Origin of the sequence: Aureispira sp. CCB-QB1, assembly GCF_000724545.1 — a bacterium.
In the GTDB taxonomy this organism is placed as follows: domain Bacteria; phylum Bacteroidota; class Bacteroidia; order Chitinophagales; family Saprospiraceae; genus Aureispira.
The window spans coordinates 102,007-118,427 of record NZ_JHBV01000032.1 but is presented as its reverse complement, the minus strand read 5'-3'; the positions used below and the strand labels follow the sequence as shown (position 1 = coordinate 118,427).

7 protein-coding genes are annotated in these 16,421 nt (G+C 35.9%); 3 read left to right on the top strand and 4 right to left on the bottom strand.

Translation table 11 applies throughout. From position 1 onward, the window contains the following. Positions 1-119: 119 nt before the first annotated feature. Complete coding sequence (gene sprA / locus CG11_RS17445; RefSeq protein WP_052598092.1) at positions 120-7,523, bottom strand: cell surface protein SprA; 7,404 nt, start codon at positions 7,521-7,523, stop codon at positions 120-122. 534 nt (positions 7,524-8,057) lie between these two features. Beyond that, positions 8,058-8,663, bottom strand: coding sequence for a Holliday junction branch migration protein RuvA (gene ruvA, locus CG11_RS17440; RefSeq protein ID WP_052598091.1), 606 nt, complete (start codon positions 8,661-8,663; stop codon positions 8,058-8,060). 192 nt (positions 8,664-8,855) lie between these two features. Between ruvA and CG11_RS17435 the strand changes: the two genes are divergently transcribed. Next, on the top strand, positions 8,856-9,356 hold the full coding sequence (locus tag CG11_RS17435; RefSeq protein ID WP_052598090.1) for a hypothetical protein: 501 nt from the start codon (positions 8,856-8,858) through the stop codon (positions 9,354-9,356). 218 nt (positions 9,357-9,574) lie between these two features. After that, a complete protein-coding gene (locus tag CG11_RS17430) occupies positions 9,575-11,224 on the top strand; it encodes a von Willebrand factor type A domain-containing protein (protein WP_052598089.1) in 1,650 nt (549 codons plus the stop codon). Positions 11,225-11,375: 151 nt separating this feature from the next. Here the strand turns inward: CG11_RS17430 and CG11_RS17425 are convergent, their stop codons facing one another. Together CG11_RS17425 and CG11_RS17420 are read right to left on the bottom strand one after the other, a co-directional pair. Continuing rightward, positions 11,376-12,617: an OmpA family protein gene (locus tag CG11_RS17425; RefSeq protein ID WP_052598088.1), complete on the bottom strand. Its 1,242-nt coding sequence runs from the start codon at positions 12,615-12,617 to the stop codon at positions 11,376-11,378. 253 nt (positions 12,618-12,870) lie between these two features. Beyond that, on the bottom strand, positions 12,871-14,316 hold the full coding sequence (locus tag CG11_RS17420; RefSeq protein WP_052598087.1) for a hypothetical protein: 1,446 nt from the start codon (positions 14,314-14,316) through the stop codon (positions 12,871-12,873). A gap of 378 nt (positions 14,317-14,694) precedes the next feature. On the opposite strand from CG11_RS17420, the gene CG11_RS17415 reads away from it, so the two are divergent. Beyond that, the gene (locus CG11_RS17415) at positions 14,695-16,170 is read left to right on the top strand and encodes an Ig-like domain-containing protein (RefSeq protein ID WP_052598086.1); all 1,476 of its coding nucleotides are present in this window, start codon (positions 14,695-14,697) and stop codon (positions 16,168-16,170) included. Positions 16,171-16,421 lie beyond the last annotated feature (251 nt).

Here is a 16,421-nt window from a genome sequence, read left to right as displayed (position 1 = left end):
ATACCTTTTAATACTACCCTTATAACACGCCGCAATAAAAACGCCCATCTCTAATCCAACAAAAAAAAAGAGCCTGCTAAAAAGCAAGCTCTTCATTCTATTGGTAGATTAAATTCTATTTATTGTGACAATGAGAAGCGGATCGTCAAACCACCTTTCAAACTAGTAATAGGGAAAGACGTTGATACAGCTGGTATCGTTTGCGTATAATCAAAGAACAGACGGAATGTCAAGCGATTATTTGGAATCCATTCCAACGATGGTGAAATACGAATCGTTTGCATTCCTCGCGTAGCAACCGATTGATCTTGATCTAAGATATGATTGACCGTTTTGTCATCACGGAAAGAAACATCACATTTCAAGTTCAACTCATCTTTAGCAATGGTTTTTCCAAAATCAAAATTGAAATCCATTTCCCCCAACTTGATTTTTTCTTTTTCCTTTTCTTTCTTTTTCTTATTCTTAAAGAACTCAATTGGTTTAAAGTTTTTGAATTTCCATCCAAAACCAACCGTTACATCAGTTGTATTTTGTTCACTCAATTGATAGTCAATAAAACTCATAGACAAATTTCTACTTGTTTTATATTGGAAATTTAAAGACAAATCATTTTTGAAACGCATGTCTACCCCAATCAAAGGATTGAATGATTCAGAAATCACCAAATTAGGGATTTCAAAGCTAGAATAATAGTTTTGACTATTAACATCTTTTCCATTGGTACCTGTTGGTGCCAACGTAGACGCAAAATCCAAATCCGTAACAAATTGATTGACTGTTAAGGTTGATTTGTAGCCATGAGTTAAGCTAAAACTAGAGAAAATTTTATCTAAGCCAGGCATTTTTGACAAACCATTATAGGTCAATTTCCAGTTTGGCAGAGGCATCGTATTACGGATATCTCCTAACTCTATATTATTAGCATCGCGCCCCGTATAAGCCGCCAAGAAAGCAGGAATCAAAACATCTTGTTGATAACGACCATATCCTTCTGTAAAGCCAGGATTGGTTTCTGTGTCATCATGCGTTCCTGTCCCTTTCCGTTGAGAAATAATAATTCGATTGCTCTCAAAGGTTTCAAAGTTGACCGAAGAGTTCGTTCCTTTGGTTCCCTCCTTATCAAAGAAAGTAGCTAAAGGCAAGTAGGTCATTTTTACAGTACCACTCAACATACCATTCAAATGAGAAAATTCGTCATTGCTAAACTGATCTTCGACCTTGAACAACTCTTGATAGTTCTCTGTAATCGTCTTATCCAAATCAACATCAATTTTCAATCCTTGAATGGGTTCCAAAGTGACTTTTGCTGAATAAGTTTGAGTATGCGTCTGTATCAAAGGTTGATTTTGATAAATACTTGTTGAAATCCAGCCACTCTCTGCGGCTTTGTCCAACCAAGTACGATCTGGCTGCCACCCCGCAATAAAGTCCCATCCTGGTCGTGGACCTGGGTTGGTATTCGTTCCCGTATAGTCTTGACCAACATATTTGGAGGTTCCCATAAAACCAGGAAGCACTGTCGTAAAGTTTTCATTGTAAGTCACCCTCGCTCGTTGCAACAACATTAATGGACGAATTAGAGCACGCTCTGCACCACTAGGCTGCCTTTTTTCTCTAATTTTCTTGACTTCTTCTCGCCAAGCCTTGCGTTCCATTTTTCGTTTTTCCTTTTCCTCTGCACGCTTCTCAGGATCTTCAATCTCTCTTAGAGGTGGATATTTTTTCTTTTCAGGTAATTTAATTTTTTCTGGTTTCTTCTCTTTGCCTTTACCACCAGCAGAAGGACGTTTTGGAGTTCCTATCTTTTTCAGATAATTCCACTTGTCATACAATTTCTTAAATTGGAAATCTCCTGTAACTTGACGTTTTTGAGAGTTTTGAATAACATTTCCTAAGCTATCCAAGCCCAAGGTGGCAGCAGTCCAACTATAGGTTGCTGAATACTGTCCTTTAACAGTTACCCAGTCGAGTGCAGGTATATATTTTAGAGGCAACGTATAGCTAGCACTGACATTATGTTGGTAGTTCTTAGTTCGACCAAAACGTTTGATATTGTTCCACAAAACATCCCTTTCTACTTGCTCATCAATTCTACCTTCTGGTTCATCAATAATTGCGTTATTCGTAGCCGTGTAATTCAAACGCAAGGACTTAAAGATATTCCATTGCAAATTATAAGCTCTATCCCAAATAAACTTCTTATCGTAATAAGTACTAGTAGTTGCATCTGTAAATCGATACGTTGTTTCCCCAAAATTACGCTTCAATTCATTTCTAAAACCAATGGCATTAGGCAATGGATTAATGTTAATTTCTCGAATGAGTCCCAACCATTTTACAGCATTTTTATTTTTTATTTTATTAATCGCCTTTTTAAATGGATAAATAGGTTTAACTCCAGGAGAGTAATTATAATCCAAAACTCCTCTATGCTCCGTCCGTTCTTCTCGTTCAATTATTGGTGAGCGGAAAATATTACTCGATTGTGCATACGTAAAGGAGAAATTAGAAATATCTGTTGGTAATGGGACAAATTTAGACGTTCTTCCCTTTCGAACATTTGTAAAGTTAAAACTAGAAATCGTTCGTATGGTTCTCGCTGCTTGTCGAATAGAATCTCGTCTTCTCAAATCAGAAATAGAAGCCAAACGTTGTTCTAAAGGAACATCCAGTTGATATGGATCAAACTCTGGCGTACTAATCTCTTGAGAATACTGCGCATAAAAAGGAATGCTTAATTTCCATTTTTCGGGAAAGAACTTGTCCAATTTCAAAGAACCTGAAATATCGTATTGTATCAACTCCTCACGACTACGCTCTCCGACACTTTGGTCGATATTTCCAAAACCAATGGATTGGTAACTTCCCGATGCCGTCAATTGTCCAAAATCGGCTAGTTGAACATCCAATCTCGCCAAACCAGCAAATCCACCTCGCTCGTCAAAACCAGTCAAACGCAACTCATTAATCCAAATCTCTGCACAACGTGCCAAACCATCGTCTTTGCGGTTGCGTACCCCAACCATTACCCCTTTTACTTGCCCAAGTGTTGGGTTACCTTTTACTCTAATAATATTATTTCCATCAAATGACTCATACAAATCACTCAAGGCAATTCCTTTCACTTCTCTATCGACTTTTACTTGACGTAGTAATTCGAGAGGGAAATCAAATTGATTTTCTTCCAACCAAATATTTTGATCGTCTTTGATTCCTCCACTTTCGTCTGACATTGTCAAAGGAATTTCATACTCATAGTAGTTATTTTCAAAATCACTTCCTATTCGCATAAACATGGTCATGTCTCCAGGATCATTTTCTTGCTCTCCTCTCAAATTTTCTGCATGAACATACATTTTTAAACGTTCATAAACCCGCATATCCAAGTCTACGATTTTATAAATTCCTCTAGCATCTCCATCTTCTAGGTTACAAACTCTCAACGCTTGCGATTGTTCATTTTGTTGTGCATTGGTAACAGAACCAATCACTTGTTCACGAGACACACCAGGAGGCAACACATAATTAAATGGAATTTTAGAACCATTTTCTTCAATATTTACTGCAAATACATCAAATGTTGTGTTACTTGGATCTTCTGGAGGAATAATCAAACCTGGCAAGGTCAAATCTCTGATATAACGTCTCCATTGATTGCGAATCAAATCTAGACGAGCCATACGCAACGTCGTTTTTTCTTCAAACCCTGTCATATACATTCTCATAAATCGAATGGCACGGAAATCAGAAATTCCTCCGACACGACTGGTAAATTTATCCACAGGGATTTTCAACTGATACCAATATACTGTCTCTGGTCCATTAGGGCCATCATAGTTCATACGAACAGAATCAATGGTATACTGAGTAAATGCCATCTCATCACCATTTTCTCTGCGAATTGGAATATGATAACGATAGTAGGACTCTTGCTCGTTTAGCGTATTGTCTTTGTTTAAATCCTCTGTATCTGGAATGTTGGTAGAAGTTGAAATAGCCTGATTATTGGTACTCTGATCATTAGAAGAGTTACCCTGTGGGTTGTTATATTTAATATAACGATACAAAGTTGGATCTTCTAAGTTTCCTGAAGGAATGTTGGCAGGATCATCATAAAAGGCATCTCTATAAAAACGGAAGTTATCTCCTGCTGGGTCATCTTGAATGCCTTGGAAAATACCTGGTGCAACAATTCGTTGCATGGCACTTAGATAAGAAGCATAATGCTGACGTTCTCCTTCATCATCAAAGCCATCCAAACCAATATCTTGTTGGTCTCTAATAGCAGGATCATTGTCAAAAGCACGTGTAACAGCTTGTGTTCTTGGAATTCTTGACCAGACAGTTTCATCTGTACTAGTATTAGAATTGGCGGCTGGTATCCCATTCTCAAAGAACAATCGAGAATCTTTTAAGATATCTTCCGAAACATCTCCCAACTCAATATACAAGTCTCCACCATTACCACCATAACCTTCTTTAAAAGGACTCATGACCCACATTTCGACAAACTCAATATTAGAAGCCTCAAAATCAGTATTTGTCAAACTACGCATAACACCTCCCCAACGATCAGCAGGGTTGGTAAATTCTCCTGTAGCTGGATCTATGTTTGTCGTATCAAAGTTATAAGGTCCACGTTCCTTCGGTCTATAAGACAAATCAAATGTACGTAGTCCAGTATAGGTTAAACCTGTATTTTGAACATTTTGAAAAACCTCTTGTTGTTGAATTTCACGTGTATAAATACTCTTAGAACCAGAGGTGAAATTTAAAGCAGGTTCCAAGTTATACCATGCTATTCTTGCTCTGTTTTTATTGTATTCCAAATCATTTGACAAACTTGCTTCTGGGAACAAAGGATTAGAAAGGTCACTTCTTGGCGTACTTGCCAACACCCAATTTAAACTTGGAATAGACAAATTAAAATTGCTCGTTGATCCCTCAAAATCATCAATAAAAACAACTCCTCCTTCGTCATTAGCTTGATTGATAATATCTGGAGAACCAGGAATTAAATGTGCAAATTCTGCTGAAAACGAAATATTTGACATTGCCTTGGTGCTAATCAATGGTATTTTATCTATCAAACGAGTTAACCAAGGTGCTTCGCTGCTATATTGTACGTCAAATCCATAAATACTATTCGAAATAGGGTCATCCCCATAATTTACCTTCTGTGTAAAGGGGCGTTCGTTTAAGTGCAAAAAGGTAGCTCCAATATTCAGATCTTTATTCACAAAGTAATCAAACCTTGCTCCAAAAAAGCCTTGTTGATTAAACCCAAAGGTAGCATTGTCCTCAAAAGCAACTCGAACTGGCTGTCCAGAATTCAAATAAGCCTCATTCAAAATTTTAATTCTTCCCAAATTATAATCAATCGTATAATCCGTACCTTCTGTCAATGTACGTCCACCCGCTGTTACCACTACCGACCCTTTCGGAATATTAAATCCTCCCAAGGAAATTTCAGAAGAAACACTAGACTTGTAACGACCTCGTATAATGTATCGATTAAACTCTGGAAATTCTCTTGCTCTTGTAATTGTAGAATCGTAGAGCTGGTTGTATAGATATTTTTGAGAAATAGGATGTAAACTTGCAGGATCACCAGGTGTTCGATAAAACTCTCCAGCCAACGAACTTCCAAAAGGCTCTAAAACTGGAAAAATGACACGTCCGTTTCTAGGCAAAATCGTTGTCCCTGGGATATAGTCAAACTGTCCATCAGGAATAGGGTCTCTTGCTCTGTTCAGATTATCTAAGTTCAACATCGTAATCAAGGGCTTTCCTTCTGGTGGTCCCTCTGGCAAAAATCGCTTCTCTCCTCCTCCTGGGTCTTGATAAAAGACATCCAGCATAAAGTCTTCTTGATTAATTTGATAGGCTCCTAAGGAATAAATGTTTTTCATCATTAAGTCCCAAATTGGCAAATCAACTCTTGTTCTAACTCCCTTTAATAATTTTAAATGCATTACATTCAAAGTGTCAGCATTCAAAGGCAAATCTTGTGCAAACTCCCCCACTTGGTATATCTGACCATTATAAGTATATTGATAAGCCACTGCGACTACATCTGTTGGCTTGATCGACACATTGACAGATACGAACCCAAGTTTAGGATCATAGGTAAACTCTGAGGGCGACAATTTACGGGCTCTGATTTTCACAAAGTCTTCTGCATCACTCATATTAAACGGGGCACCTTGTAAAGCACTAATAGATGTTTGAAGCCCACGAGCGTTCCCCGAAGGAGTCCCATTTTCACTAGCCAACAACTCTTTATATAAATCATTGGCATCATTATCTGGTAGACGATTGTTTCTTAAATCAATCCCTTGTTCAGATGCGGTCGAAGGATTGTATTGGTTGCCACTAACCATTTTGCTAGGATCCGTTTCTCCCAAATCTGCATAAGCCACGACATCTCGAACGCCTTCGGTTACATTTCGATCATTGGTTACCCATACTTCTATTTTGGTAATATTAAACAGCGTATTGATCTGAGGTAGCGTCGTTAAATTCTCTTCGTAAGTAGCACGGTTGTAATGAGAAAGGAAGAAATGTCGATTTTCATCATAATTATCTGCTGTTACCTCAAAATCTTGCAATTGAGAACCACCTTTGATTTGAATTTCTTTTCGTTTGGTTTGACTTTGAGAAGCAACCAAAGACATTTTTAAACGACCAAATTGCAAATCTGTGCGAAAGCCAAATAAATTTTGGCGCCCCTGTATAAGAGAAGAACGCAATGGAAAACTAACGTTACCTGCTTCTATTTTTTTGATAATGTCATCTTCTGAACATTCTGTATCACTCAAATATTCTACTTTAATTTGGCGATCAAAATCAAAGGTAGCTTGTGTGTTATAGTTAAAAGACAGCTTTAGTTTTTGCCCAATCTTACCGACCACACTCAGCTGAATATTCATATCAAAATCAAAACCACCTTGTTGTTGCTGTTGTTCAGTCAAGATAGGATTTGCGATTCTTTGATAATCAAAACCAAATGTCAAACCTATATTACCTTGAGGTCGAACATCAATTGTTGAACCACAAAACAGACGCTCAACCAAGCTATTGCTAATTCGATCTTGATAAGGCGCAACAGGATCACCTCCAACTTTTCCTACTTTATTCATTTGAGACAACTCCTTAAAATAGGCTTTGTCCTCCTGTTCTGCCCTCCACTTAAAGTATTCATCGGGAGTTAAGTACATTGGAGATCGATAGTAAGATCCGTTGATCGTTTCAGTAATGATATACAGATTACTTTCTGCATCATACTCTACATTTTTTTCGATTACTTTGGGATCCTTTAAATCAAACGGATTTTGTTTGTTCGATACATCTACCTCTGGTCTATCCTGTATTGGAGGCAAGGTGTCTGGCATAAAAAAGGTTGGCGAAGCCCAAAAATCTTCCTCTAAATAATTGAGAGTGTTATAGTCTGTACTCCATCCTGCTACTGTATAGGTACATACTACCCAAAAGCACAAATTCAGTGTCTTGAAATTCATAAAAAACTGCTTGGTTATTAAGACGAACGGTCTTTTGTAGACTCGCCTCATCTAGGTCCATTTTTAGGGCATTGGTAATGCTCTGAAAAAGAGTGGACTTTAACAAAATGACTCCAAAAATATTTAATTTTCGCTGATTCTCTTATTTCTAAGACAAAGATTTTCTAGCTAACAATAGATATATCCTATTTTAGTAGTCAAATGCTTGCTTTGTCTATTCATTTTTCAAAAATGGTCGAAAAATTTAATCTAGAAAATTATAATTGTGTAGAATTGAACCTTATATCCTGCTATTTTGTTAAACAATGTAATGTGTTTCTTTTTTTTAGTGTAATTCTGCTTCGTAAAATCGAAAATAAGATATTGAGTGCTGATAATGATATTTTTTAAGATTCATCATCCATAAAAATAGCGAAGTAGTAAAGTTCCTCACAACTTTTAATCGACACGAAATAAAAACATTAGGCAAATCAACAAATTATTTTTTTTTAGATTTACTTAATTTGGTCTTTTTTTTTCTCAAATTAAAGTAGGCTAGGAAGAAAGTTGTCCTAAAGCTTGTTTAATTAACTCCCCTGAATCCTGAATATGAGGGGTCGTTTTCAATATTCGATTCAGCGCTTTTTGGACTAATGTCTTATTAAAACCTAACGCAACCAATGCTGATAATGCTTCTTCTCGAATAGTGTTATCAACTGTTAAAGTTTGTGAAATTGCAGCACTTTGTGCCCCTCCTTCTTTCAAAACCTTATCTTTTAACTCCAGAATAATACGCTTAGCTGCTTTGGGTCCAATCCCCTTGGCACTCTTTAATACTGCTATATTCTCTGAAACAATAGCCGATCTTACTTCTCCTGGTGATAAGGTCGATAGCAAAACCCGTGCAGTGCTAGGACCTACCCCCGAAACAGAGATTAATAGTCCAAAAATCTGCCTTTCTTCCTCTTCTGCAAAACCGTACAAAGTTTGACTGTCTTCTTTTACAATAAAATGAGTTAAGATTTTTAATTCATTCTGATTTGCTATTTTATTATAAGTATTTAGTGTAATGTGCACATGATATCCAATGCCATTGGCAGTTTCAATAATAATATCTGTTGGACTTTTTTGGGTTAACTTACCTTTGATGTAGGCAATCATATTATTTATCTTAACGTCGTGTTTAACACACAGAGACAGTTTACAATGTAATCAACGCACAAAACTATAAAAAAGCTAGTACAATAATTATTTATCCTTTAACTCTTAATAGTTTTTTTAACAAAATGAAAACATTTGCACACCCTTTTTACTAAATAGTGCATCCTTATCTATACTTAAATCATTCAAAATATGAGAACTACCATCTTAACAATTTGTTTTTGTAGCATTTTATTAAGTTGTCAAAACGACAATCAGGTTGCGACTGCTCCCAAAACAGAAATTCCACCACAACGAACCATTCCACTAAATATTAGTCTAAATATGACACAACCTAGTTATCAATTAGGGGAACCCATTACGTTAAGATTTGTCATAAAAAATAATACTTCAGAAATAGTTTCGTTTTGCAAGCTCAATTCTCCTGCCAATGGTCAAAATTGGAACAACTGTTTTCAAATTAAAGACAAAAAAGGTAATATAATTCCTTTTGTAGGCAAAATCCCAACTTATAGTGGTGCGGTAGAAGATAGCGATTTAATTAGTATTGAAGGCAATGGAGTTCAATTATACACCATCGACTTAAGACCTCGATATGCCTTAGATCAACCTGGCACTTATAGCATTCGGTTTATTGGAGATCAAGTCAATTTACTTTCCAATTCGTTGCCTGCTCGATTTACAATAAAATAAAACACCACTACTTCGTGGAAAAATCGCATCAGTTTGATTATCAACAGAGTGCACTTTTGTTACTTAATTCCTTAAAAAACTGATAATCAAACTGATGCAAAGATACTTTTTTAGTTTTTCACAAAAAAGCTAAAAAATACACAAAGTACTAAACACAATAATAATCAACATTTTCTTAGAGTGTGATACTCTATCATAACCCAACAAAATACAATACAATGAAAAAAATATTTCAGTTATTAGCACTTGGTTTTAGTGCTACGTTTATTTTCTCCTGTCAAAATGCTACTGTAGATAAGGCATTATACCTTGAAGAAGTACCGAATGCTCGTGCCATGGATCAAAAAGCTCTATCTAAAGTTGAGACTGTAACGGAAGGGGCTAACTATACTTATCAAGTGAGTCCTGAACCGATACAAAATGAAAAACTTAATACCGAAGAATACGATAAAATCAATGAAAATACCTTTAAAGGTGTTGCTCAAACACCTGTTTCTACCTTTTCTATAGATGTTGATAATGCTTCTTATAGCAATATTCGTCGTTATCTAGAAATGGATCAAATGCCTTTAGCCGACGCTGTTCGCATTGAAGAAATGATCAACTATTTTGATTATGACTATCCCCAACCGCAAGGGCAAGATCCTTTTTCGATTAATACAGAAATATCTACCACTCCGTGGAATTCTGAACATCATCTCATTCATATAGGTTTGCAAGGCAAAGACTTGGATTATACCGATTTAAAATCGTCTAATTTAGTTTTTCTTATTGATGCCTCTGGTTCTATGAGTGCTGAAAACAAGCTCCCTTTACTTAAAAAATCCCTAAAACTCTTGTTGTCTGAGTTGGATGACAAGGATAAAGTTGCCATTGTTGCCTATGCAGGGGCAGCAGGTTTGGTTTTGCCTTCCACTCCTGCTTCTGAACATGAAAAGATTTTAAATGCTCTTGATGGGATTAATTCTGGCGGGTCAACTGCTGGAGGTCAAGGTATCGAGTTGGCCTACAACATTGCCAAAGAAAATTTGATTGCTGATGGTAACAACCGAGTTATTTTAGCAACAGACGGAGACTTTAACGTTGGGGTTTCTTCATCTAGTGAGCTTGTTTCGCTTATTGAAGAAAAACGAAAAGACAATATTTACTTGACTATCTGTGGTTTTGGTATGGGCAATTATAAAGATGGTCGCATGGAACAGATTAGTAATGCAGGGAACGGCAATTATTTTTATATTGATAACATTCGTGAAGCCAAAAAGGTATTCGTTACTCAGATGCGTGCCAATATGTTTACAATCGCCAAAGATGTAAAAATTCAAATTGAGTTTAATCCCAAAATGGTTAAAGCTTACCGTTTGATTGGGTACGAAAATAGATTGTTGGCGAACGAGGATTTTGATGACGATACCAAAGATGCAGGAGAACTAGGTGCAGGTCATACAGTAACTGCCATTTACGAAGTGATTCTTGCCAATTCAAAATCTACGCAAACAATTCATCAAGCTGCTGATTTAAAATATCAAACGACTAAGGTTTCAGGAAACGAAACCGACTTAATGACCGTGAAATTTCGCTACAAACCCATTAAATCCGATCAATCTATTTTGTTGGAGCAAGTACTTAAAAATACAGCTATTACCAACTTAGACAGCAGTTCTGATAATTATCGCTTTTCGGCAGCCGTTGCTGGTTTTGGGATGTTATTAAGAAATTCTAAGTTCAAAGGTTCGGCTACCTATGATAGTGTTTTAGAACTAGCCAAAGGTGCTTTAGGTAATGATAAAGAGGGATACCGAACAGAATTTTTGCAGATGGTGCAATCAGCCAATACGTTAGAAACACTAGAAGCAAATTCAGAGAACTAATTCTCTCCGTTATTTCCAGTAAATAAATAATTTGCTCCCAATAAAACAAGCCTGCTTTTTATTGTTGAAACAAGTGCTATCGATCTTTAGTCTAAGGCATTTCACAAATAAAAAGCAGGCTCTATTTTGGCTATAAGCATTTCATATAATGCTAATCGCCTTCTTTTAAACCCACACTTTGGAGTATTTTGATTTCTATCCGTCTATTCTTCACCCTTGTCGCTTCGTATGCATTGCTGTACAATGGTCTCTGTTCACCATATCCTTTGTAAGATAAGCGATTCTTATCAACTTCTTGAGACAACAAATAATCGTAGACATACCTAGCTCGCTGCTCAGAGTAAACTTGATTTACAGAATCGTTTCCAATATCATCAGTATAACCTCCAATCTCCACAACCAACTCTTTATGTGTTTTTAAGGCTTTTAGTAAAGTTTTAATATCTGAATTTTTACTTATATTTTGAATCGTAGACTTGCCTGCTTTAAAATAAATATTGTGCAAAGGGATAGAACTATTTTCAGCAATTGATTCAGGAACAATAAGCAAATGATTTATAGTAACTTGAATTTTAGAACTGTCTATAAATTGAGGCATTTCGGGGCATATATAATTTCCTTCTTTATCCAACAAACGATACTTTTCGTTAGGTTCAAAATCACGAATCATCATACGAATTTTTTGGTATCGACTGCTTCGATTAGCACCATCTGTCCCCAAATCCCAGTACCGAATAGCTTCTGCGCTAGTATATCCACAAAATTGTTTTAACAAAACGGCTGCAATAAATCCAGAAGCGTGCCATCCATTCCAACAATGCAAATAAACAGGTCCTTTTGAAGCATCAATTCCAGATTCATATACCAACTCTATAATTTTTTGTACATGTGATGAATCAAAATAATCCAATTGATAGTATTTCATTTGATTGTTAGCCCCATGTACACAACTACAGGTGTCGATACTATCTACAGATTCAAAATTTGTTCGATAAAGATAAACTGCTGCCGAAAATCCTTCGTAACACAAATTGTTTATACCATCTTTGGGGAGAGGGTTATGATTTTTTCGTTTATCAGTTTTGTGAAAATAGTTGTTGGCACCTCCTCGGTAAGCTACTCCATGCAAAACACTTCTCATATTGCGAGTGCCATACAAAGGCAAACAACCATTCCCCCAGTTATCTGTTATTTTGTACAATAAATTTTCCTCTACATAACGCTCCTTATAAAAACTAAAATCTAAGTCAATTATAGGTTGATAACCTTCACAATAGTCTTCGCAAGGTATAAATTCAGCCGACTCTTTCAGTTGCCCGAACAAAGCAATAGGTAAAATCAGATTAAAAACAACATACCATACGTTCTTGTGTCTTAGAGTTTTCTTTTCCATATTTTCCAAACAAACTTTAATAAGTTCTACATTAACCAATTAATACAATTCATTGTAGGACAAATTTTAATATTAGTTCGTTGAAACCACAACAGAGGGGGATTATTTTAACTTAATAGATTAGTAAATTCACATCTATATCCTACTAAAGTCATAAATTCAATATTAAGACATATGCCTATAATTTTGAATTTATTAATATACTTTAACAAAAAACAACCTGTTAAAGTATAACCTCGTCCCCCCACATTGCTTAAACGTGTGTCTTTGCAATCACAATAAACTGCTGATAATAAAGAGACTGTATACTATTGTTTTTATTCTCTAATAATTTTTCTATGTCCTTTATTAGTTGCCTTAATAATTTAGAATTTTTCTGATAAATTGCTTCTCCCAACTGACGAACTAAGGAAATTTTTAATTGATAAGCGTTGAACATACCCGCTCCTTTTTCTAACTCTATTGCTGTAAATGTTTTTCCTAATAATAGTTTAACCCAAATCGTAGCAATTATTATAAAATCAGTAAATTCAGTGGCTCTAGTTCCTGCTTCTAACAAATCCTCATATAAAGCCAAAAGATCGGTTTTATTTACTTTAGGGTATTGGAAAAAATAAATATTAGCCTTTTCCATTAATGCCAAATCCAACCGTTCATCTTGCTCATGCTTCTTATAAAAAGCTACTAATTGCTCCCATTTTTTTAGTGCAAGGCGGTATTGTTTGCTAGAAATGAGAATGCTAATGGTGTTTCTAATTTCCGATTCAGAAGTTGGATATGGCAAGTTAGGATGAGCCGTTTCGATTCTATCCCTTTCTTTTAGCGCTTTGGCTGACTCATTGTATTGCCCTCTATAAAAATAAAATATTGCCTTTAGTAAGAGCAGATTATAGGTTGTTAACTTAGGGTAATGAGCCATTGCAAAAATCATTGGCATTTGAGGATGCTCTTTCAAAATAGCTTCTAACTTGTTCAAATGTCGAACCAATGCATTCGTAGACTTGTGAGTGCGCCCAATTGCCGTACACCCTTTGCTAAATGCAATATAATGGTAGAGTAGTGTAAATCTGGGCAAGTCTTTATAAGGCTGTATCAATTTTCGTACAGCTTTTAGTACTCCTTGATAATCCTCTATTGTTTTTATACGATACGATTGTTGGTGATAATAATGCAATTTCTGCAAAGCATGATTCCATTCAACCGCTTTTAACAAGCGCTTTTCGGCATCAATAAGTGCCTTGTCACCTCCTATAAACAAACACTGCTGGCAGTATATAATCATATTAAGTACGCCAGGTAGCAACTCAAATAAATTTAGTTTTTGGCAATGCTTTTCTAATTTGAGGGCTTTCTCCAAAGCATCTTTAAATTGGTTTTTATTAACCAAATAACGAATAAAACTCAAACTTTGTTCTTCTTTTGAAGAATGCGTCTCTGTCTTTTTCAAATAGTGATACAACCACTCTATTAACTGCTGCCTTAATTTATAAAAACGGTTGATTAGTTTGGTGTATTCTACTTGGTCTACTTCTTCTTTATAAATAACATTAATTGCCCTTGGAGTTTTAAATGTTGTTTCTATTGTTCTCAAAAAATGAATTAGCCGCAACATTTTAGGCGACTTACCAAAAGCATGATCCAACACAATTTGACTAGTGGGGTTTACTTCACAAAAAAGAAGGAAAAGTTCTTCATTCATTAGATAGTCTATTTCAGAGTAAGTGTGTATACAGTATTTTCGCTCAGTAGACGAATTTTGTGCCATTTTTGGAGTACCAACAAGAATATTCTTCACAAAAAATGAACTAAAGCACATTAACGTGAGAATCACTTAAAATACTAACAACCAACAAAATAATCAACAAAAAACCATCATATCATACCTAAAAACGATGAATATACATTGTCTATATTTTTTTTGGGTTTAATGTTTGATTTAGTTTTGGCACGTTCAAACAAAGGTAAAAAAAAGTACTCATCTAGCTACCTAATTATTATCATAATCTATTTTGGCAAGCTGTAAAAAGGATACTTTTTAGCCCTTATTTTTTCACCATTTTATCCAATACTATTTATTATGAAAACATACATTTCATTCTTATTATTTACCTTAACCCTACTTTTTCTGAATAGTTGTAAACCAGATGATGTATCAACAGATAGCAGCCAACTGCTAGTTATAGAAAACGGAGCCATGTCTGCTGAGCCAGGGCAAAATATTACATATAGTGCTGCATTAATTGACGCTTCAGGCAACAAAACTACGGCTACCAATGTGACTTGGTCTAGTGGCAACTCTTCTGTTGCAAGTATTGGAAGCAACGGGCAAGTTACCATTAGCGAAGTTGGCGTTACAACAATCAAAGCTTCCGTTAATGTAGGGGGAGTAACCCTAACAGCCGAGGCACCGCTAAACATTCAAGTTCCTGGTCTATTTGCTGTCGCACCTTCTGCTATTTTAGTAGACACCGATTTCCCAGATATTCAATTAGAAGCGGTTTATCTTGGAACAGGTTCTACTACGTATAGTTATCAATCTAGTGATGCCAATGTTGCCACAGTATCTAATACTGGAATGGTTAATTTTGTAGGAGTTGGTAGCTGTCAAATTACAGTAACAGCCAATGGTTTGACAGGAACACCTGTTGTTACTGTTCCTGTTGTTGTCTTAGGACCAATTAGTGTTCCTCTACCAGTTTCTCGTATTGTACTTAGCCCCAATTCTAATACTATTTTAAAAACAGAAACAACACAATACAGCGCAAAAGCATACAATATCGACAATCAAGAAGTTAGTACTAATTTCAGTTGGTCTGTTGTAGATCCTAATATCGCTAGTGTTGACGCTTCTGGAAATATTACGCCATTAAAAGTTGGTACGACAACTATTCGTGCGACTGCCGAAGGAATTACTGGTAGCGCCGAGTTGGTGGTTGCTCCTAACAAAGTAATTATTGTTGATCCATACTACGCTACTGTTCCTGCTGGTCAAACCAAACAATTTACAGCCAAACAATACGATGTTGTTCGAAATAGTAACGGAGAATTAGCTTTAGGCGCAATGACAACTCCTTCTAACTTAACATGGGAAATCCCAACTTATGGGTTCTCTATTTTTGATATCGCTACCATCGATAATAATGGTTTGGCAACCGTAAAAAGCAATGCTACTCTTGGCTTAATTACTTATGTGATTGCTTCTCACCCTTCTGATCCAGATATAGAGCCAGGTGTTGGGGTTCTTTCGGTTGCTGTCAGTTCTGGAAATTGCAACTGTGGTGCCCAAGATATAGCTGCTGCAAGTTTGAACTTGACTAGTCCTAACAATGTAACTCTAAGCATTGGGCAAACAGCTCAAATTCAAGCAGAGGTTTTAGATAACTCAGGTAACCCTATTAGTAATGCTGCATTAGTTTATTGTAGTGATAACGTACAAGTTGCCGATGTAGATTTTAATGGCGAAATTTCTGCTACTAGCTTTAACGCTGGTACAGCAACCATTACGGTTTGTCATGGTAACTTAAGTGAAACAATTACGGTTAATGTCCAATAAAATAACACCCTGATTATCAATCAACAAAATGAATATTTTTCAAGTAAAAGAGAAAAAAGTATTTTTTTTCACACCAAATACACCAAAAATTAATTTACTCGCATCTTAGTAAATAGAGTAGTGTTCATAGAACCTTTTTAGTTGAGTTTATTCATCTTCAAAGATTGAGAATAAAAGAGCCTGTTGCCCACAGGCTCTTTTCATTTTTAGTATACCAATCTCGATTTTTGTCTTAATTTCCTTTTATCATA

Bases quoted from the DNA above. Each gene is read 5' to 3' on its own strand.
- CG11_RS17435 (WP_052598090.1), top strand. From the start codon at position 8,856: ATGAGAACTACCATCTTAACAATTTGTTTTTGTAGCATTTTATTAAGT.
- CG11_RS17420 (WP_052598087.1), bottom strand. From the start codon at position 14,316: ATGAATGAAGAACTTTTCCTTCTTTTTTGTGAAGTAAACCCCACTAGT.
- CG11_RS17430 (WP_052598089.1), top strand. From the start codon at position 9,575: ATGAAAAAAATATTTCAGTTATTAGCACTTGGTTTTAGTGCTACGTTT.
- sprA (WP_052598092.1), bottom strand. From the start codon at position 7,523: ATGAATTTCAAGACACTGAATTTGTGCTTTTGGGTAGTATGTACCTAT.
- ruvA (WP_052598091.1), bottom strand. From the start codon at position 8,663: ATGATTGCCTACATCAAAGGTAAGTTAACCCAAAAAAGTCCAACAGAT.
- CG11_RS17425 (WP_052598088.1), bottom strand. From the start codon at position 12,617: ATGGAAAAGAAAACTCTAAGACACAAGAACGTATGGTATGTTGTTTTT.
- CG11_RS17415 (WP_052598086.1), top strand. From the start codon at position 14,695: ATGAAAACATACATTTCATTCTTATTATTTACCTTAACCCTACTTTTT.